Source organism: Ruegeria sp. HKCCA5426, from assembly GCF_013034585.1.
GTDB lineage: Bacteria > Pseudomonadota > Alphaproteobacteria > Rhodobacterales > Rhodobacteraceae > Ruegeria.
In genome coordinates, this window is the sequence record NZ_WQGH01000023.1 from 1 (window position 1) to 17,194 (window position 17,194).

At 56.7% G+C, this 17,194-nt stretch carries 19 protein-coding genes and 1 tRNA gene; 14 read left to right on the top strand and 6 right to left on the bottom strand.

What is annotated here, in order from left to right; all coding sequences use genetic code 11:
* Window positions 1-206 precede the first annotated feature (206 nt).
* Entirely contained in the window at window positions 207-821 is a 615-nt protein-coding gene (gene msrQ, locus GOV87_RS19995; RefSeq protein ID WP_171212932.1) for a protein-methionine-sulfoxide reductase heme-binding subunit MsrQ, read from the bottom strand.
* A 4-nt stretch (window positions 822-825) separates the two neighbouring features.
* The gene (gene msrP, locus GOV87_RS20000; protein WP_171212933.1) at window positions 826-1,728 is read right to left on the bottom strand and encodes a protein-methionine-sulfoxide reductase catalytic subunit MsrP; all 903 of its coding nucleotides are present in this window, start codon (window positions 1,726-1,728) and stop codon (window positions 826-828) included.
* A gap of 383 nt (window positions 1,729-2,111) precedes the next feature.
* Here msrP and GOV87_RS20005 point away from each other — a divergent pair, with 383 nt between their 5' ends.
* The 3 genes from GOV87_RS20005 (at window position 2,112) to GOV87_RS20515 (ending at window position 2,784) form a co-directional block, all read left to right on the top strand.
* A complete protein-coding gene (locus GOV87_RS20005) occupies window positions 2,112-2,303 on the top strand; it encodes a hypothetical protein (RefSeq protein ID WP_171126118.1) in 192 nt (63 codons plus the stop codon).
* Window positions 2,304-2,487: 184 nt separating this feature from the next.
* Window positions 2,488-2,619: a hypothetical protein gene (locus tag GOV87_RS20600; RefSeq protein WP_256369277.1), complete on the top strand. Its 132-nt coding sequence runs from the start codon at window positions 2,488-2,490 to the stop codon at window positions 2,617-2,619.
* Between the two features lie 48 nt (window positions 2,620-2,667).
* The gene (locus GOV87_RS20515; protein ID WP_371808202.1) at window positions 2,668-2,784 is read left to right on the top strand and encodes a cyclase family protein; all 117 of its coding nucleotides are present in this window, start codon (window positions 2,668-2,670) and stop codon (window positions 2,782-2,784) included.
* Window positions 2,785-2,951: 167 nt separating this feature from the next.
* Here the strand turns inward: GOV87_RS20515 and clpB are convergent, their stop codons facing one another.
* Both clpB and GOV87_RS20020 read right to left on the bottom strand, forming a co-directional pair.
* Window positions 2,952-5,570: an ATP-dependent chaperone ClpB gene (clpB, locus tag GOV87_RS20015; protein ID WP_171212934.1), complete on the bottom strand. Its 2,619-nt coding sequence runs from the start codon at window positions 5,568-5,570 to the stop codon at window positions 2,952-2,954.
* A gap of 125 nt (window positions 5,571-5,695) precedes the next feature.
* On the bottom strand, window positions 5,696-6,001 hold the full coding sequence (locus GOV87_RS20020; RefSeq protein ID WP_254447438.1) for a hypothetical protein: 306 nt from the start codon (window positions 5,999-6,001) through the stop codon (window positions 5,696-5,698).
* Window positions 6,002-6,169: 168 nt separating this feature from the next.
* Here GOV87_RS20020 and pyrF point away from each other — a divergent pair, with 168 nt between their 5' ends.
* Both pyrF and GOV87_RS20030 read left to right on the top strand, forming a co-directional pair.
* Window positions 6,170-6,859: an orotidine-5'-phosphate decarboxylase gene (gene pyrF, locus GOV87_RS20025; RefSeq protein ID WP_171126122.1), complete on the top strand. Its 690-nt coding sequence runs from the start codon at window positions 6,170-6,172 to the stop codon at window positions 6,857-6,859.
* 429 nt (window positions 6,860-7,288) lie between these two features.
* Window positions 7,289-8,542 (top strand): DNA polymerase IV, encoded by a 1,254-nt coding sequence (locus GOV87_RS20030; protein WP_171212935.1) that lies wholly within the window; start codon window positions 7,289-7,291, stop codon window positions 8,540-8,542.
* Between the two features lie 2 nt (window positions 8,543-8,544).
* Here GOV87_RS20030 and GOV87_RS20035 read toward each other — a convergent pair whose 3' ends face one another.
* Complete coding sequence (locus GOV87_RS20035; RefSeq protein WP_171126126.1) at window positions 8,545-9,405, bottom strand: N-formylglutamate amidohydrolase; 861 nt, start codon at window positions 9,403-9,405, stop codon at window positions 8,545-8,547.
* A gap of 147 nt (window positions 9,406-9,552) precedes the next feature.
* On the opposite strand from GOV87_RS20035, the gene GOV87_RS20040 reads away from it, so the two are divergent.
* Window positions 9,553-9,627 (top strand) — tRNA-Val (locus tag GOV87_RS20040).
* A 91-nt stretch (window positions 9,628-9,718) separates the two neighbouring features.
* Window positions 9,719-9,844: a type B 50S ribosomal protein L36 gene (gene ykgO, locus GOV87_RS20045; RefSeq protein ID WP_008755722.1), complete on the top strand. Its 126-nt coding sequence runs from the start codon at window positions 9,719-9,721 to the stop codon at window positions 9,842-9,844.
* A 60-nt stretch (window positions 9,845-9,904) separates the two neighbouring features.
* Here the strand turns inward: ykgO and GOV87_RS20050 are convergent, their stop codons facing one another.
* A complete protein-coding gene (locus tag GOV87_RS20050; protein WP_171126128.1) occupies window positions 9,905-10,228 on the bottom strand; it encodes a SemiSWEET transporter in 324 nt (107 codons plus the stop codon).
* A gap of 251 nt (window positions 10,229-10,479) precedes the next feature.
* Here GOV87_RS20050 and GOV87_RS20055 point away from each other — a divergent pair, with 251 nt between their 5' ends.
* The 7 genes from GOV87_RS20055 (at window position 10,480) to GOV87_RS20085 (ending at window position 16,834) form a co-directional block, all read left to right on the top strand.
* A complete protein-coding gene (locus GOV87_RS20055; RefSeq protein WP_171212936.1) occupies window positions 10,480-11,496 on the top strand; it encodes a Fe(3+) ABC transporter substrate-binding protein in 1,017 nt (338 codons plus the stop codon).
* Between the two features lie 113 nt (window positions 11,497-11,609).
* A complete protein-coding gene (locus GOV87_RS20060; RefSeq protein ID WP_171212937.1) occupies window positions 11,610-12,164 on the top strand; it encodes a helix-turn-helix transcriptional regulator in 555 nt (184 codons plus the stop codon).
* Complete coding sequence (locus GOV87_RS20065; RefSeq protein ID WP_171212938.1) at window positions 12,161-12,679, top strand: GNAT family N-acetyltransferase; 519 nt, start codon at window positions 12,161-12,163, stop codon at window positions 12,677-12,679. The genes GOV87_RS20060 and GOV87_RS20065 overlap by 4 nt, the downstream gene beginning before the upstream one ends.
* Before the next feature lie 117 nt (window positions 12,680-12,796).
* Complete coding sequence (locus tag GOV87_RS20070) at window positions 12,797-14,329, top strand: phospholipase D family protein (protein ID WP_171212939.1); 1,533 nt, start codon at window positions 12,797-12,799, stop codon at window positions 14,327-14,329.
* Window positions 14,330-14,377: 48 nt separating this feature from the next.
* Complete coding sequence (locus tag GOV87_RS20075; protein WP_171126137.1) at window positions 14,378-14,743, top strand: cupin; 366 nt, start codon at window positions 14,378-14,380, stop codon at window positions 14,741-14,743.
* A 95-nt stretch (window positions 14,744-14,838) separates the two neighbouring features.
* Window positions 14,839-16,230 carry an alpha/beta fold hydrolase gene (locus GOV87_RS20080; protein WP_171212940.1) on the top strand — a complete coding sequence of 464 codons (1,392 nt, stop codon included), beginning with the start codon at window positions 14,839-14,841 and terminating at the stop codon, window positions 16,228-16,230.
* A gap of 184 nt (window positions 16,231-16,414) precedes the next feature.
* Window positions 16,415-16,834 (top strand): hypothetical protein, encoded by a 420-nt coding sequence (locus tag GOV87_RS20085; protein WP_171212941.1) that lies wholly within the window; start codon window positions 16,415-16,417, stop codon window positions 16,832-16,834.
* The last annotated feature ends 360 nt before the right edge of the window (window positions 16,835-17,194 follow it).

The following is a 17,194-nucleotide window of genomic DNA, read 5'->3' on the forward strand; positions in this document are numbered from 1 at the left end:
AGCGCCGGTGAAGGGGGTTCTAAGGTTTACCCCACAAAGCCGCAAGTGGAAAATTCAGAAAAATTCGAAAAAACTCAGAGAATAGAATTTATTGTTTATTTTCATAGTATTGAATTATGTTCGCCTTGCAAAACGAACACCTCAGGCCACCGTTTTCATGTGCGACTCAGGTTTTGCACAAGCTTACCCACAGACTCAGTCAGCGATCAGGCGGAATCGGCTTGTCGGAATCGGCTGAACGGGTTCGAAAGTGGCAAACGCAGGGCCAGAAGGGCCAGAATCACACTCAGATAGATCAGCGGTTCGATCTGGAACCCTTTTGCCAGCATCACGTAATGCAACCCACCCAAAATCGCAGCCGGATAGACCAGACGCTGCAGGGCGCGCCAACGTGAACCTAAACGGCGTACCGACAGATCATTGGAAGACAGGGCCAAGGGCAACAAAAGCAGGAACCCGGCCATGCCAACCGTAATGTAGGGACGTTTGAGGATGTCCGCCCAAATCTGACTTGGCAACTGCACATCCAGAACAAGCCACACCAGCAGGTGCAGGCTGACATAGGTAAATGTCAGCACACCCAATGCACGTCGAAACTTAAGCAGATTGAGACCTGCAAAACGCCTTAGCGGAGAAACAGCAAGCACTGCGATTAAAAGCTGCAACGCCAACTCTCCGTACCGATGCTCCAGCGCCTCGATTGGATCGATACCCAACCCTCCGGTCAGACCCTGATAGAACAGCCACGGTGCCGGGATCAGGCCCAGCACGTAGACGGCCCATACAGGCACCCGGCGGAGTATCTGGTTCACGGTCTGCATGCGCTTAGTAGTATTCCGACAGATCCATGCCGTCGTAAAGACCTGCCACCTCGGCCTCATAGCCGTTGAACATCAGCGTCGGAATACGTTTCGAAAACAGCCCGCCGCCAATAATGCGCTCTGACGCCTGAGACCAGCGCGGGTGATCTACGTTCGGGTTCACATTGCTATAGAACCCATATTCACGCGGATTGGCCATGTTCCAACTGGTCGGCGGCTCAACATCCGAAAGAGTAATGCGCACGATCGACTTGATGGACTTGAACCCGTATTTCCACGGCACCACCAGACGCAAAGGAGCCCCGTTCTGGTTCGGGATTGGGCGATCATAAATACCGGTTGCCATGATCGTAAGCGGATGCATCGCCTCATCCAGCCGCAGCCCCTCACGATAGGGCCAGTCGAGAACCGGGTATTGGACACCGGGCATTTCATCCGGACGGTATGCCGTTTCGAACGCCACGAATTTGGCACCCTCTTGCACACCGGCCATGTTCAACAAATCCGACAGTTCGAATCCATTCCATGGAATGACCATTGACCATGCCTCGACACAGCGAAACCGATAGATGCGTTCTTCCACGGTCATCTCGGACATTACATCCTTGAAGTCGTACTCGCCCGGTCTGTCGACCAGACCGTCGATTTTGATGCTCCAGGGCTCCGTCACCAGGGAATGGGCATATTTGGCCGGATCATCCTTGCGCGTCCCGAACTCATAATAATTGTTGTACGAGGTGATTTCTTCCCAAGTGTTCGGCTCCAGCGCTTCCTGCGCGCTGGCTTTATGCGACATCCCGGCCAAACCAACTCCGGCCAGCCCCGCCATCACCTGGCGACGATTCAAGAAGGCCGCCCGCGGGGTGACATCTGCCCGCGTCAATATGTTGGTCCAGCGATGCGCCATGTATTTCTCCGTCATTGGCCAGTGTTAAGGAACAGGTAGGTCGGTCTTAACACAGGACCAAGGCAACATGCGTCACGATTGGGAGAAGTGACTGTAACGAAAACGGCGGTCGACCGAGTGCTTGGCCCTTATCCAAAAAGCGGATCACACCCGACAACATGCAAATTTCGGGCCAAGTGACGCATTCAGGCCATTCCGCTATGTTTTTTCGTTTTGTTTATATAGGGGACCTAGCGTCATGCTTGATATTGACGCCATACAGCGCACAGTTCCTGCGCTTACGTTTTTCTAGGCGCGAAGGGACGGAGTTTACGACCAATGGACATCGGTCGCTGAGGTCGCGCTTTGAATGAAACGGCAAATTTGATCGGAAAGGACGAATTATGAAAACGAAACTGGTTGCGGGCTTGTCGCTGGTTCTGTTTATCGCTGCATGCGCTGAGAAAGAAACCTACCCCATCTCCGGGTGCGACTCGAATGAAACCTTCCCCGTGACCTGCGAGGAAATCGGTGAAGACACGAACCTGGATGAAAACAACGCACAGGACCTGAACGCATTGCCGACCGGCGCCTGACGGCACCTGATCCAACACACGGGGCTGTACCAGCCCCAACCGACTCTGGAAAAACCCGCCTTCTCTGGCGGGTTTTTTGTTGAGGCTGTGCATTCCTAAAAACAGACGCATTTGATCGCCGTGGGGACACGTTCTCACCAAAAGGCTCTGCAGGTCGATCTTCAAAGCGGCAGTTGCGTCTGGGGTGGCTGCAGCAGACGCCAGCGCGTCAGCACCTATGGCGATGGCAGCGGGTTACGGCAAGATAAAAGACATGACCCATACCATCAGCCCCGATTTTCCCACCTATCTGGACGAACCCGGCTACGCCGCATAGCCTGTGTTCAAGTTTTCTTAATACGGTTTCAACCTGCAACAGCTGACGGTGAACGAACATACGGGTACCCATATTGATGCGCCGTTGGATTTTTCGGCTGACGGGGCTTCCGTCGACGAAATTCCGGTATCGGATCTGATCGCACGACTGTGCGCCGAAACATAAAGGGGGGACTGGCGGGACTGCACGGATATTCGCGATGATCTGACGAAGTCGGGATGAAACCAACCTATTCCCGCGTGGCCCACCCCATATGAAAAGCGAACTTCTGCAATTTGATCCGGGCAGAAAAAAAGACCCTCCGATCAGGAGGGTCTTTCTTGTTCTTTAAATCAGTGAACCACAGCGTCATCTGGTCTGGGTCGTTCAGACGTTCCCAGCCGATCCCCGATGATCAGCCCATCCGATCCGGCGGTCACTGGAACGGCCTCACCATCCTTGATCTCACCGGCTAACAAAGCCTCGGCCAGCGGGTTCTGCAGCGCACGCTGAATCACGCGTTTCAACGGACGTGCGCCGAAGACCGGATCATAGCCTTCGTTCGCCAGCCATTCCTTGGCCCCGTCGTCCAGCGCCAGCTCGATCTTGCGAGCAGCCAGACGTTTTTGCAGACGTGCCATCTGGATATCGACGATACCATCCATATCGGCCCGCTTGAGCCGGTCAAAGATGATGGTCTCGTCCAGACGGTTCAGGAATTCGGGCCGGAAATGTGCCCGGACTGCATCCATCACATCGCGCCGTGCCTGAGCACTGTCGGCACCTTCGGGCAGTTGGCTCAGCGCCTGAGACCCAAGGTTCGACGTTAAGATGATCAGCGTCTGCTTGAAGTCCACAGTGCGGCCCTGACCATCGGTCAGAACACCATCGTCCAGAACCTGCAACAGCACGTTGAACACATCCGGGTGCGCCTTTTCGACCTCGTCAAACAGCACGACCTGATAGGGCCTGCGCCGCACGGCTTCGGTCAGCACACCGCCTTCGTCATAGCCAACATAGCCCGGAGGGGCACCGATCAGACGGGCAACCGCGTGTTTCTCCATGAACTCGGACATGTCGATACGCACCATCGCGTTGTCGTCGTCGAACAGGAAGTTCGCTACGGCCTTTGTCAGCTCGGTCTTACCTACACCGGTCGGGCCGAGGAACAGGAACGAGCCCAGCGGGCGGTTCTCATCATTCAGGCCAGCCCGCGCACGGCGCACGGCGTTTGCGACGGCGGTGACGGCGGCATCCTGACCGATCACGCGAGAATGCAGATCGTCTTCCATCCGCAGCAATTTCTCGCGCTCGCCTTCCAGCATTTTCGAAGTCGGAATACCCGTCCAGCGCTCGACCACCGAAGCAATCTGTTCCGGACGCACCGTTTCTTCGGCCATCATGGCGTTGCTTTCGGCGTTTTCGGCCTCGGTCAGCTTTTTCTCAAGCTCGGGGATGACGCCGTAAGACAACTCCCCCGCCTTTGCCAGATTACCTTCGCGCTTGGCGATTTCCAGATCAGCGCGCGCCTTGTCGAGTTGTTCTTTCAGATCGCGCGCACCCGCGAGCTTGTCGCGCTCGGCCTGCCACTGGGCGGTCATCTCTGCGGATTTCTCCTGCAGATCGGCCAGATCCTTTTGCAAGTTTTCCAGACGGTCTTTAGAGGCCGCGTCGTCTTCGAGCTTCAGCGCCTCTTCCTCGATCTGCATCTGTAGAATCTGACGGTCGAGTTGGTCCAGCTCTTCGGGTTTGGAGTCAACCTCCATCCGCAGGCGCGAAGCCGCCTCATCGACAAGGTCGATGGCTTTGTCGGGCAGGAAACGGTCGGTGATATAGCGATGCGACAGCGTCGCCGCCGAGACCAACGCCGAGTCCGAGATGCGCACACCGTGGTGCAACTCGTACTTCTCCTTGATGCCGCGCAGGATGCTAATCGTGTCCTCGACCGTGGGCTCCTGCACCATTACGGGCTGGAACCGGCGTGCAAGGGCCGCGTCTTTTTCAACGTATTTGCGGTATTCATCCAGCGTGGTCGCGCCGATACAATGCAGCTCACCCCGCGCCAAAGCGGGTTTGATCAGGTTTGCAGCATCCATCGCGCCGTCGGATTTCCCGGCGCCGACCAGCGTATGCATCTCGTCGATAAACAGGATGATCTCACCGGCGGCTTCGGTGACTTCAGTCAGAACAGCCTTGAGGCGTTCTTCGAATTCGCCCCGGTATTTCGCACCAGCAATCAGCGCGCCCATATCCAGCGCCAGCAGCTTCTTGTCCTTCAGCGATTCCGGCACATCGCCGTTGACGATACGCAGGGCCATACCCTCGGCAATCGCGGTTTTACCCACGCCGGGTTCACCGATCAGAACGGGGTTGTTCTTGGTCCGGCGCGACAGAACCTGCATCGAACGGCGGATTTCCTCATCGCGTCCGATGATCGGATCAATCTTGCCCTCAGCCGCAGCCTCGGTCAGATCACGCGCGTATTTTTTCAACGCGTCATAGCCGTCCTCTGCAGACGCGGTGTCGGCAGTACGGCCCTTACGGATATCGTTGATCGCTTCGTTCAGTTTCTGCGCCGTCACAGCGCCATCTTCCAAGGCATCCTTGGCCTTGGATTTCACCATGCACAAAGCCATCAGAATGCGTTCAACAGGAACAAAACTATCGCCTGCCTTGGTGGCGATTTTCTCGGCCTCAGCCAGAACCTTGGCGGTCTGGCCATCCAGATAGACCTGCCCGGTATCGCCTTTGACCTTAGGAATGCGTGCCATAGATGCGTCCAGCGCATTTGCAACACGGCTGGGCGCGCCCCCGGCGCGTGTGATCAGGTTGCTGGCCAGTCCCTGATCGTCATCCATTAATGCTTTCAGCAAATGTTCGGGCGTCAGGCGCTGATGCTCTTCCCGCATCGCAATGGTCTGCGCCGCTTGCACGAAACCCCGTGCCCGCTCGGTGAACTTGTTCAAGTCCATATTAATCTCCTTTTCCAAGCGCCCTGTTTTGATGCACCCGCTTGGCGGCATGCGTCGGTCAGAGCCTCACATTCAATCTGGGAAATATCTGCCCCCGTTCAAGAGGCTGAACACAGATTCAACCCCTATCTGCGCGGTATTGTGTAAACCCTGTACCCTCCGGTTTCAGCCACTTCCCGCGCGTTGTACATTTCAACCAACGATTGGGCTGCGTCGCTGCCCGTCGGGCAAGACACAAGATCAGCCGCGTCATCCAGGAAGTCGATGGTAAAGGCCGTTTCCCCGGTCAACTGGCAATCGTCGTCGGTCGAGCGATAACCCCCAACCAAACGCAGATTGTCGTTGGTCGGGGTCTTGATCACCATGTCAGCCGCCTCTTCCTCCAGCGGCATATCCTGACACGCTGCCAATGCCAGGGCTGAACCCAACATGATTAGTTGTCGTATATTCCGTTTCATTCTCAAATCCGCTCCTGCAATTCAGGGGCATGATATCACATTAAGCACCCCGTGCCGTGATCTGAGTCACTCCTCTATCCTGCATGGACAGAAGCCACCAAACCCGGTAGGACGCCGACGTTTGCCAAAAAGGAGCGCCCCATGTCCGATGACCGCCTGATCGTTGCCCTCGATGTCCCGAATGCGCTGCAAGGTCTGGCCATGGCCGAACGCCTTGGTGACTCGGTGTCTTTCTACAAAATCGGCCTGGGTATGCTGACCGGCGGCGGGCTGGCGCTGGCCAATGAGCTGAAGCAAGATCATGGCAAACGCATCTTTCTGGACATGAAACTGTTCGATATCGGCAATACCGTCGAAAATGCCGTTCGGGGTCTGGCGCAGTTCGATCTGGACTTTCTGACGGTGCATGGAGATCCCCATGTAGTGCGCGCCGCAAAAGAAGGCGCTGCAGGCAAGGACCTGAAGATCCTTGCCGTCACAATCCTTACTTCGCTGAACCGCGATGATCTGGATGCGAGCCTGCTGAAAGACGGTGACGTGCAGGACCTGGTTGTTGAACGTGCCGCGCGCGCGCTTGAGGCCGGGGCGGACGGTGTCATCGCAAGCCCGCAAGAGGCTGCTTTGATCCGCGCCCTGCCCCAATCCGAGGGACGGTTGATCGTAACACCCGGCGTTCGCCCCGCCGGGGCCGAGCTTGGCGACCAAAAGCGTGTGGCCACCCCCGCAAACGCCATCGCTAACGGGGCAGATCACGTCGTGGTTGGCCGCCCGATCTATCGCGCAGACGATCCCAAAGCCGCCGCTGACGCGATTCTGAACGAACTTTCATAGCTTCAAGCAGCCAAGCCCAACCGCGGCTGACTAAAAAATAGGCATGTTAATTTCTTTGGAGCCACGGCCACGGACCGAGTGAACCGCCCGGAAAATCGCACAAAAACGACCGACAACAACTTGACCTCACGTCACTTTTCCCGCGCTCCGCGCCAAATCGTCCCTGTGCCCCAAAACACACATGAAAAATACGAGAATTCGTTATGTGATCTAGGTCCTATCGAAACGCGGGTTTTTGCGCGATTCTAGGCTTGTGATACTCCCCGCGGACCGTATCTTCCTGAGGTCCGTTACCTCCCCCCGCCCACTTGCGGGGGGTCTTCTTTCGAAAACAATTTTCACGATTTGCACCTGTCCGCGCTTTGCCCGACGAGGCAGAGTGGTATAAGTGACCCTCCGATTTGCACTGACGTTTAGGGGAAGTGCCCGATGCCCGGCTTTTGCCGAGATTGCCTGTCCATATCCTCGGATGCTCACCGATGCGGTGCCTGTGGCAGCCCCCGGATCAAATCGCATCCAGAGCTGTTCGACCTGTCAATTGCGCATATGGATTGTGATGCTTTCTATGCCTCGGTCGAAAAACGGGACAACCCGGAACTTGTGGATAAGCCGGTGATCATCGGCGGGGGCAAACGCGGTGTTGTTTCAACCGCCTGCTATGTTGCTCGCATCCGCGGGGTGCGATCGGCGATGCCGATGTTCAAGGCGCTGCAACTCTGCCCGGAGGCCGTCGTGATAAAGCCCCGCATGTCAGTTTACGCCGAGGTTTCGCGCAAGATACGCGCCATGATGGATGAGCTCACCCCCGTGATCGAACCCTTGTCCTTGGACGAGGCGTTCATGGACCTGTCTGGCACGGAACGCCTGCACGGTGCGCCGCCTGCAGTAATGTTGGCAGGCCTTGTAAAGCGTATGAAGGATGAACTGGGCGTCACAGGTTCGATCGGGCTGTCGCATAACAAGTTCCTGGCAAAAGTTGCCTCGGATCTGGACAAACCACGCGGGTTTTCGGTGATCGGGCAGGCGGAAACGGCATCCTTTCTGTACGACAAGCCCGTCCGCCTGATCTGGGGCATCGGCCCCGCCGCGCAAGAGTCGCTGGATCGCGCCGGTATCCGCGCATTCTCGGATTTGTTGCGCTGGGACCAAGAGGCGCTGACCGCGCGCTTTGGGTCAATGGGTTATCGGCTTTGGCATCTGGCGCGCGGGCAGGACAAACGCCGTGTTTCCGCGCATGAACCGATGAAGTCCATCAGCAACGAAACAACGTTTTTTGAAGATACGGCCAATTTGGATATTCTGGATGGCCACCTGTGGCGCATGGCGGAAAAAGTGGCTGACCGGGCCAAAGCCAAAGGGCTGGCGGGGCGCGTCGTGACCCTGAAGCTGAAAAAAGCCGACCACAAAGTACTAACCCGGCGCGTTTCGCTGCGGGATGCAACGCAGATCGCGGATCGTATTTACCGCACCGCGCGCGGGCTGTTCGATCAGGTGGGCGATCAAGGTCCGTATCGCTTGTTGGGATGTAGCATTTCCGATCTCTGCTCTGAAGATCAGGCTGATATCTCGGGCGACTTGTTGGATCCGGGCGCATCCCAGCGATCGCAAGCCGAACGCGCCACGGACGAAATCCGGCGTCGCTTCGGAACCGACGCCATCGTCAAGGGTCGCGCCTTACGATGAGGTTACTCCGCGGCCAGCCGCACAGACTCGTCGCCAATCTGTGAGATTTCCATGATGACCTGCCGCAGCGTTTCCCGAAACGGAGCGAAATTGGCGTTTGGCGTAATCCGCGTTTCGTCCATATAAAGCGACCGGTCGATCTCAATCTGAATTGCGTGCTGATTGCGTCCGGGCCGCCCATACGTTTGCGTAACATAGGCTCCCGCGAACGGCGCATTCCGGGCGACCGTCAGCCCGGCCGAGACAAACGCCGCTTCGATCCGATCCACAATCTCGGGCGAGGCAGACGCGCCAAACCGATCCCCCAAAACAATCTGTGGTCGGCGGGTGCTGTTGGTCCCTGCCATTGCGACCGCCTCATGCGGCATTGAATGACAGTCGATCAAAATCGCCTGTCCAAAAGAATCCAGCGATTCCTTCAGCAAAGACTTCAGGCGTGCATGATAGGGTCGCCAACAGGTATCGATACGCAGACGCGCTTCGTCCATCGTCAGCTTGCCACGATAAATCGCGCGCCCATTCGCAACGACGCGTGGAATCACACCCAACCCCGATGTAACCCGAGGATTGTGACCCTGACGGCGCGCGCCTTCGATCAAAGCCGGGTCCAGCTCTTCGGCACTGCGGTTGAGGTCCAGATAGGCGCGGGGTTTAGTCGCCGAGATCAGCGGCGCGCCACATTCGGCAGCGGGCGAAAACAACTGATCCACAAAGGCATCTTCCGAGGATCGAATCACATCCCGGCTCAGAACCGTCCGCTGCAGCAACGATTGCGGGTAATTCCGACCGCTATGAGGAGAGGAAAACACAACACAAGACGTGCGCTTGGCGGGCAAATCCAATACATAGGCTGTGTTCTGCATAACGACTCCTTGTTCGCGCCCAACATAGACCGGAAAATAGTTCTTCCAAACCCCTTGAACCCCTTTGCGACTCCTTTTATAGACCCCGCTACCGGCGCGGGGTTCCGCGCCCCATTTCGTTATGGGGCAGGGCACGCAAAGGTAAGTGGGCGGTTAGCTCAGCGGTAGAGCACTTCGTTGACATCGAAGGGGTCACAAGTTCGATCCTTGTACCGCCCACCATGATTTCACTGTTCCGGTTATCCGGGGCACCCGATTAACCCAGGCGCTGGCCACGTCTTTGATGAAGGCGCCGCAGATTGGAGACAGACCCATGAAGGTCAAGAACTCGCTCCGCTCGCTCAAGAACCGGCACCGTGATTGTCGGATTGTGCGTCGCAAAGGCCGCGTCTACGTGATCAACAAGACGCAGCGCAAGTTCAAAGCTCGCCAGGGCTAAGAACCGCTTAATTCGAATAGAAAGAACCGCGCCTCCGAGCGCGGTTTTTTTGTTGGCAGGTCAGAACGTGATCCCTGCATGGATCAAGATACCGATGACCATCAGAATGTTGAGAACCATTGAAATTCCGTTGCCCACATAGATCGGTAATTTTCCCACAACCAGACCGTAGAAAAACCACAGCATCGAAAGCACTGCGTATAGGGACCATGACAACAGGGACTGACCGCTTGCGTGCTGGGAATGCGTGAAATACAGCTTCATGAGCTGCGGCAGCGTTGCAAACGGGCCGACGACGCCAATGAAAACCATAAATCCCTCGAACCGGGCCATCCAGTGACCAAGGTTTGATTTCTCCAGCTTTTCAGCCAGCGTTTCCGTCATCAAATGTGCCCCTTCGCATGGCGCTCAGTACAAACAATCCGCAGTCATCACCTGGAAGCTTCCCGGCAATTTAGCCGTTTCCGGGCCCGCCACCAAGAAAAACGAAAAACCCAGGCACGGTAAATACCCGTATCAGCGATCATTTTCCCAAGTAAATTTGTCAGATTACCTTGCATCCCCCTGAGAATCGTTTAATTGACCAAATCAGTCGGGTTATAGCCCGGCACGAAATTTCACTGTTGGGACATATGATGCTGAAATCCTCTACATGCGTTGCCGCCGCTCTGACGGCCCTGATTTCAACCTCCGCCGCCGCCGAGGGGGAACTGAACCTCTATTCCTCGCGCCATTACGACACTGACGAGCGCCTCTATTCCGATTTCGAAGACGCCACCGGCATCACCATCAACCGTATCGAAGGCAAGGCCGACGAGCTGATCGCCCGTATGGAGGCCGAAGGCGCGAACTCGCCCGCCGATATCCTGCTGACCGTGGACACCTCGCGCCTGGCCCGCGCAAAGAACGCCGGCATCCTGCAACCGATCGACAGCGCGGTTCTGGAAGAACGCATCCCGGCCAATCTACAGGACGAAGACAACCAGTGGTACGGCTTCTCACAGCGCGCGCGGATCATCTTCTTTGACAAGGCCGATGTCGCGAATCCGCCCGCCAGCTATCTGGATCTGGCCAAGCCGGAATACAAAGGTCTGGTCTGCATCCGATCGTCCAGCAACACCTACAACCAGACCCTGTTGGCATCGATCATCACCAATCACGGTGCCGAGGCCGCAAAAACATGGGCCGAAGGCGTTGTTTCAAACATGGCACGAGACCCGCAGGGCGGTGATACTGACCAACTACGCGGGATTGTCTCGGGTGAATGTGAGATCGCCGTTTCCAACTCGTACTACTTCGCCCGCGCGCTGCGTAAAGATGTGAAGGGCCTGAGCGCAGATATCGACATGATCGGCGTGCAGTTCCCCGCACAGGACGCCGAAGGCGCGCATATGAACCTGTCGGGTGCAGGCGTTGCCGCCCACGCGCCGAACAAAGAGAACGCGGTAAAGTTCCTGGAATATCTCGCCGGTGAGGAAGCGCAGGTTTATTTCTCGAACGGCAATGATGAATTCCCCGCCGTGGAAGGTGTGGCGCTGGCCGACAACGTCGCATCGCTGGGCGAGTTCAAAGCAGACAAGGTGAACCTGTCCGAAGTCGCCAAGAACATCCCCGAGGCGCAGAAAATCTTCAACGAAGTTGGTTGGAAGTAATCAGTCCAACAAAGTCACGAACAAGGGCGCAGAGAATTCTGCGCCCTTTTTTGTTGATATTGCTATGTTTTCAGCATACTTCTCATATATGAAAATTTTTCTCACTTTTGATTATGATGCATGACATATCGCATCGCCTTGCCAAAAGGCTGAATGAGCTGCGCCGCGCGCGGGGTTTATCGCTGAACCAATTGGCAGATCAAAGCGGGGTCAGCCGGGCAACGCTGTCCCGCATGGAAAAGGGTGATGTCAGCCCTTCTGCAGAAACGCTTGGCCGGATTTGCGCCGCCTACGGGTTGCCGATGTCGCGCCTGCTGATGATGGTCGAGGACAGTTTTGAACCTCGCGTGCCATTTGAACATCAACCGGAATGGCGTGATCCGGAAACCGGGTTCACGCGCCGGTCTGTCTCGCCTCCGGCCACCGGGCTGAGTGGCGAAGTGCTGGAGGGGCACCTGCCACCCGACACAGTGATCACTTATGACACGCCGCCCAAACCTGGGCAGGAACATCACCTGATCCTTCTTGATGGTGCCCTGACCCTGAGCGTGGATGGCGTTGCACATACGCTCACCGGGGGGGACTGCCTGCGGTATCACCTGTCCGGCCCCACGCGATTTGAAACGCCCGCGACCCGGGGTGCACGATATTTGTTGGTGCTAATATGATCTCACGGCTTGTGGAAAGGGAACTCGACGAAGCGTTGGACGATCTGTCCGACATCCTACATGCCTGCGTACAGGACGGCGCCAGCGTTGGATTCGTTCTACCCATTTCACCGGATGAGGCACGGGATTATTGGCGAACGCACGTGTGGCCCAGCGCGCAATCAGGTGCCTTGGACGTATTTGCCGCACGGGACGCAGGCCGGGTTGTAGGGACCGTGCAACTGATACCCGCGACCATGCCTAACCAGCCGCACAGGGCAGATGTGGCCAAGCTGTTGGTTCACCCTAAAGCCCGACGCAAAGGGCTGGGTCGCGCATTGATGGCCGCCCTAGAAGAACGGGCGCGACGACTGGGTCGAACGATGCTGGTTCTGGATACGCGCAGCACGGACCCGTCGCTTATCCTGTATCAATCCCTTGGCTTTCAGATCGCCGGGGAAATACCGGATTATTGCCGGAACCCGTTCGAAAACCGGTTGGAGCCGACAACCTATATGTTCAAAGACCTGTCCTGAACCAAGGCATTGCGCCCAGGTGACAACGGCCCCGGAAACGCCGGGCAAAACCCGGAACAGACTTGCAACACCTCCCCTTCACCGTGTCACTATCAACAGGATGGTTGGAGGACTTGCATGAAGCCGCGGTTATTTGGGGGTCTGTTTTTGTGCGCCGTGGTTCTGGCCGCCTGTGCCAAAACACAACGGACATATGAAAAGACCGTAACAACTTCGGTTTCGGCTCGCCCGAACAGCAGCTTGTCACAAACGGCGCAACGACTGGGCGACCCAAGGGACGGTCGGTCCGGCGTCAAGCTCATCAGTGACGGAGAAGAGGCGCTTGTATCGCGCCTTTTGCTTGCCTCAGCTGCAGAGCAGACAATCGACGCGCAGTATTACCTGCTGCACAATGACACGACGGGGCACCTGTTTGCCGCCAGCCTGCTGCAGGCCGCCGACAGGGGCGTGCGAGTCCGCCTGCTGCTGGATGATATGGACACGTCCAGCTACGACGCGATGACGGCCGCGTTGGACAAGCACGAGAATATCGAGATTCGCCTGTTCAACCCATTCTGGCGGGATCAAAGTCTGCTGGTCGCCGGACTGACCGACTTCAAACGCATCAATCGCCGCATGCACAACAAGTCGATGACCGCCGACAATGTGTTTTCCATCGTAGGTGGTCGCAACATTGGCGCCGAATATTTTCTGGCCCGCGAAGAAATGAACTATGCAGACCTTGATGTGCTTGCGGCAGGCCCTGTCGTGCGTCAGGTCTCGGACAGCTTTGATGCCTACTGGAACAGCGACTTTGCGGTCCCAGCGCGCGTTGTCATCGAAGACCCCGAAACCATTTCGTTAAGCGACGCCCGTATCCGCCTGACCGAACTTGTGGAGGAGGCAAAGCCGACGCCCTATGGATCAGCCTTGCGCAGATCAGCGAAAGAAAACTTTGCGGATGGGGCGCTGAGGCTGGATTGGGTTCCCGCACAGCTTTACGCCGACCCGCCGTCCAAAGCGGCCGGTGCAGACAGCACGGACCCCATTCTTGCCTCGCAACTGCTGCCGTATTTCGAAGATGCCAAAAGCGAGGTGAATATTATCTCGGCTTATTTCGTGCCGCGCAATAATGGCGTCAGATGGATGACCGAGATGGAAAACCGCGGCGTCGAGGTTAAAGTCGTCACCAATTCGCTGGCCTCCAACGATGTCGCCCCGGTCTATGCCCACTATGCCAAGAAACGCCGCGCCCTGTTGCGCGGCGGGGTTGAGCTTTACGAGCTGCGCCCAGACGCCTATCAGGTTCAACGGCGGGGCATAAACTGGGCGCAATCACGTTCGGGCCTGCATTCCAAAGCGTTTATGGTAGATGACCGTTACCTATTCGTGGGGTCTTTCAATTGGGATCCGCGATCGGTCAACATCAACACCGAAATGGGTATTCTGATCGACTCGGCCGCGCTGACCACGCAGACCATGACCGCGCTTGATGACGCTTTGCCAGCCTATACCTACAGCGTCACAATCGAAAGGGCCGGCCAGTTGAAATGGACCACCCAGAACGAGGACGGCACCATAGCGGAATATGATGCGGAACCGACCGGGTCCGTATGGGATCATATTCTGGCCGGCTTCTTTGCGGTTCTGCCCATCGGATCACAGCTTTAGGGACAGAACGACCCGGCACGCTAGCCCAGTACAGGAAGGAGCAAAGCCATGAAGTATTTCAAGCTGTATGCCGACGCTGACGGGGAAAGCCATTGGACCGACATCGACGTCCCGCTGCGTGAACGCAGCTTTGCCCCGCCTGCCAAGGCCATCGAAGTATCTGACCCCGAGCCTGCCACTCAATTTATGTTTCTACGGTTGCAATCCGGGTGGGACGAACCCGTCCATCCAACGCCTGTCGCGCAGAAGCTTGTCTGCCTGTCCGGGTCTGTTCGGGTTACCGCAAGCGATGGCGACATACGCGATATCGGCCCTGGGGACGTGTGGCATATGGAAGATACCCATGGCAAAGGTCACCACACCATTGTCACCAGCCCCGGGGATTTTGAAGCTGTCATTATCCAGTACGGATAGCTCTCTACCTCAATCAAAACCCCGCGCGGGCGGATTTCGGGTATACTGGTCGCATTGAACTGCACCTTCTCGCTGGCGTTCTGGAGGAGACGGATATGGAACAGCGGCTTTCGGCCATCCTTGCCGCCGATATGGTGGGTTACTCTCGGCTAATGGAATTTGACGAACTGGGCGTCCTGTCTCGTCAGAAAAAATACCGCCGGGAATTGATCGACCCCGAAATCGCACGCAGCCGTGGCAGTATCGTGAAAACCACCGGTGACGGCATGCTTGCCACGTTTGAGTCCGTGCAGGGCGCGGTCAAATGTGCCGTCAATATCCAGAAGGCCATGAACCAGAACGAAACCGAACTGGAGGACGATCAGAGAATCCGGTTTCGCGTCGGTATCAATCTGGGCGACGTCATTTTCGATGACGGGGACATATTCGGCGACGGGGTGAACGTGGCGGCGCGACTGGAAGGTCTTGCGGAACCGGGCGGTGTCTGCGTTTCTGATATCGTGCATCAGGCCGTCCAAGACAGGGTCGATGCCCCGTTTCGGGACATGGGCGGCCAACGTGTCAAGAATATCAGCCGTCCGATCCGTGTCTGGCACTGGTCGCCACAAGCGCCCCGGCAACGAAAAGCGCCCGACATTTCGCTGCAGCAGCGCGTCAAGTTCTGCCGGTCACAGGATGGGGTCAACCTTGCATGGGCAAGCACCGGGCAGGGAACGCCTGTGCTGAAGGCTCCGAACTGGCTCAACCACATCGAATACGAATGGACCAGCCCGGTCTGGGGGGATTTCCTGTCCGAGATGTCGAAACTGTGCCAACTGGTTCGTTTCGATCAGCGGGGCAATGGCCTGTCCGATTGGGACGTTGACGACATATCCGAGGACCGGATGATTGATGACATTGTCGCCGTTGCCGACGCCGCCGGGCTGGAGCGTTTCGGGCTGTTGGGGATCAGTCAGGGTTCGGCGTTTTCCGTCCGGTTTGCCGCAAAATACCCCGAGCGCGTCAAGTTTCTTGTCCTTCTCGGAGGCTACGTCCGAGGGCGTATGTCTCGCGGTGACGCAGAGGCTGAGCAATTCTATGAAGCGTCACGCGCCATGGTATCGACCGGCTGGGGGTCACCCAATCCGGTTTACCGCCACTTCTTTACGTCATGCTATATGCCTGATGCCACGCCGGAAGAAGGGGCCAGCTTTGATGAAATGCAACGCATTTCCGCCAGCCCTGAAACGGCGCTTCGCATCATGGAAATGAACGCCCATGTAGATGCGCGCGCCGATGCGCAGGGCATTCGTGTCCCAACGCTGGTCCTGCACGCAAAGGGCGATTTGGCCGCCCCGATCAGCGAAGGCCGGGAAACTGCGCGTGAAATTCCCACAGCCGAGTTCGTCGAGCTTCCCGGTTCGAACCATTGCATGATCCGGGGTCATGCGGGGTTTGATGAGTTCTTTCAGGAAATCGGACCCTTTCTGAAAGAACACGGCAGCTAGGATCAAATTCCAACGCGCCAATGCCTTAGCCTATTGTCAGACCGCTGCGTTGGACGCCCCATCAAACTGTGTTTTCGCGCCACGCTAAGAAATTGAGTCTGCTGAGTGATCAGTTTCATTTTGCCGGGAATCACTTTCGGGCATTATGATCCGAGAATGTTTAATGAGTTTTATGAGTTGATAGATGTACCCTTCGCATATTGGCGCGCATTGCAGCGCCACCACTGACCTTCAAAGAAACGAGTTCGCGCAGAAATACCCTTTGCTGGATGACGCATCGGTTCATGCGCAATGGAAGAACGGATCCTGGCAGATCACGAGGATCGGAGATATCTGGAAGAGAACGGGAAAAATAATGTCCGTGCCCCATGACGGGACTGACGCCTTCCCCTCGTTTCAGTTCGCCGAGGACGGGACCCCTTTGCCGCTGATGGAAAAAGTCCTCAAGGCGCTGCCCTGTGAAATGACGCCCTGGCAACGGGCCTATTGGATGACATCTCCCAGAAAGGAACTCGGGGGCCAATTCCCGGCACAGTGCATAAGAGCGGGTGACGAACGCGTGGTCGATGCCGCCGGACACGCCAAAGGCGTTCCGCGCGACTAAGCTGTGACCCACTGCTCAGAACGTAGCTTTTGGCTGTTTCGATGCGCAACTTGCGGAATGACCGCACCCAACCCGCCTGTAGATACGCCCGCAAGAAGGTGAGCTTCGTCATCAGGGGGCGACAGGCAATATTCGATGCATGGGAGTTGCATTGCTTACAGCGACAGAGTGGGCGCATTCACAGACTGTTTGCTCTGTTTCTAGAAAGCACCACTCTTGAAATAACTTACGTTGCAACAAGTTCAATTATTCGAACCTCATAATAAGATCGAGTGGCAACATACTCAGTTCCCATGAGGGTGTCGAAAATGCGCTTATTCAGCTCAGTTGTTTTTGCGATCATTTGCTCTCTTGTGGCCA

Bases quoted from the DNA above. Each gene is read 5' to 3' on its own strand.
- ykgO (WP_008755722.1), top strand. From the start codon at position 9,719: ATGAAGGTCAAGAACTCGCTCCGCTCGCTCAAGAACCGGCACCGTGAT.
- GOV87_RS20085 (WP_171212941.1), top strand. From the start codon at position 16,415: ATGTACCCTTCGCATATTGGCGCGCATTGCAGCGCCACCACTGACCTT.
- GOV87_RS20075 (WP_171126137.1), top strand. From the start codon at position 14,378: ATGAAGTATTTCAAGCTGTATGCCGACGCTGACGGGGAAAGCCATTGG.
- GOV87_RS20020 (WP_254447438.1), bottom strand. From the start codon at position 6,001: ATGTTGGGTTCAGCCCTGGCATTGGCAGCGTGTCAGGATATGCCGCTG.
- GOV87_RS20050 (WP_171126128.1), bottom strand. From the start codon at position 10,228: ATGACGGAAACGCTGGCTGAAAAGCTGGAGAAATCAAACCTTGGTCAC.
- GOV87_RS20030 (WP_171212935.1), top strand. From the start codon at position 7,289: ATGCCCGGCTTTTGCCGAGATTGCCTGTCCATATCCTCGGATGCTCAC.
- pyrF (WP_171126122.1), top strand. From the start codon at position 6,170: ATGTCCGATGACCGCCTGATCGTTGCCCTCGATGTCCCGAATGCGCTG.
- msrQ (WP_171212932.1), bottom strand. From the start codon at position 821: ATGCAGACCGTGAACCAGATACTCCGCCGGGTGCCTGTATGGGCCGTC.
- msrP (WP_171212933.1), bottom strand. From the start codon at position 1,728: ATGGCGCATCGCTGGACCAACATATTGACGCGGGCAGATGTCACCCCG.
- GOV87_RS20080 (WP_171212940.1), top strand. From the start codon at position 14,839: ATGGAACAGCGGCTTTCGGCCATCCTTGCCGCCGATATGGTGGGTTAC.
- GOV87_RS20065 (WP_171212938.1), top strand. From the start codon at position 12,161: ATGATCTCACGGCTTGTGGAAAGGGAACTCGACGAAGCGTTGGACGAT.
- GOV87_RS20060 (WP_171212937.1), top strand. From the start codon at position 11,610: ATGATGCATGACATATCGCATCGCCTTGCCAAAAGGCTGAATGAGCTG.
- GOV87_RS20005 (WP_171126118.1), top strand. From the start codon at position 2,112: ATGAAAACGAAACTGGTTGCGGGCTTGTCGCTGGTTCTGTTTATCGCT.
- clpB (WP_171212934.1), bottom strand. From the start codon at position 5,570: ATGGACTTGAACAAGTTCACCGAGCGGGCACGGGGTTTCGTGCAAGCG.
- GOV87_RS20035 (WP_171126126.1), bottom strand. From the start codon at position 9,405: ATGCAGAACACAGCCTATGTATTGGATTTGCCCGCCAAGCGCACGTCT.
- GOV87_RS20055 (WP_171212936.1), top strand. From the start codon at position 10,480: ATGCTGAAATCCTCTACATGCGTTGCCGCCGCTCTGACGGCCCTGATT.
- GOV87_RS20070 (WP_171212939.1), top strand. From the start codon at position 12,797: ATGAAGCCGCGGTTATTTGGGGGTCTGTTTTTGTGCGCCGTGGTTCTG.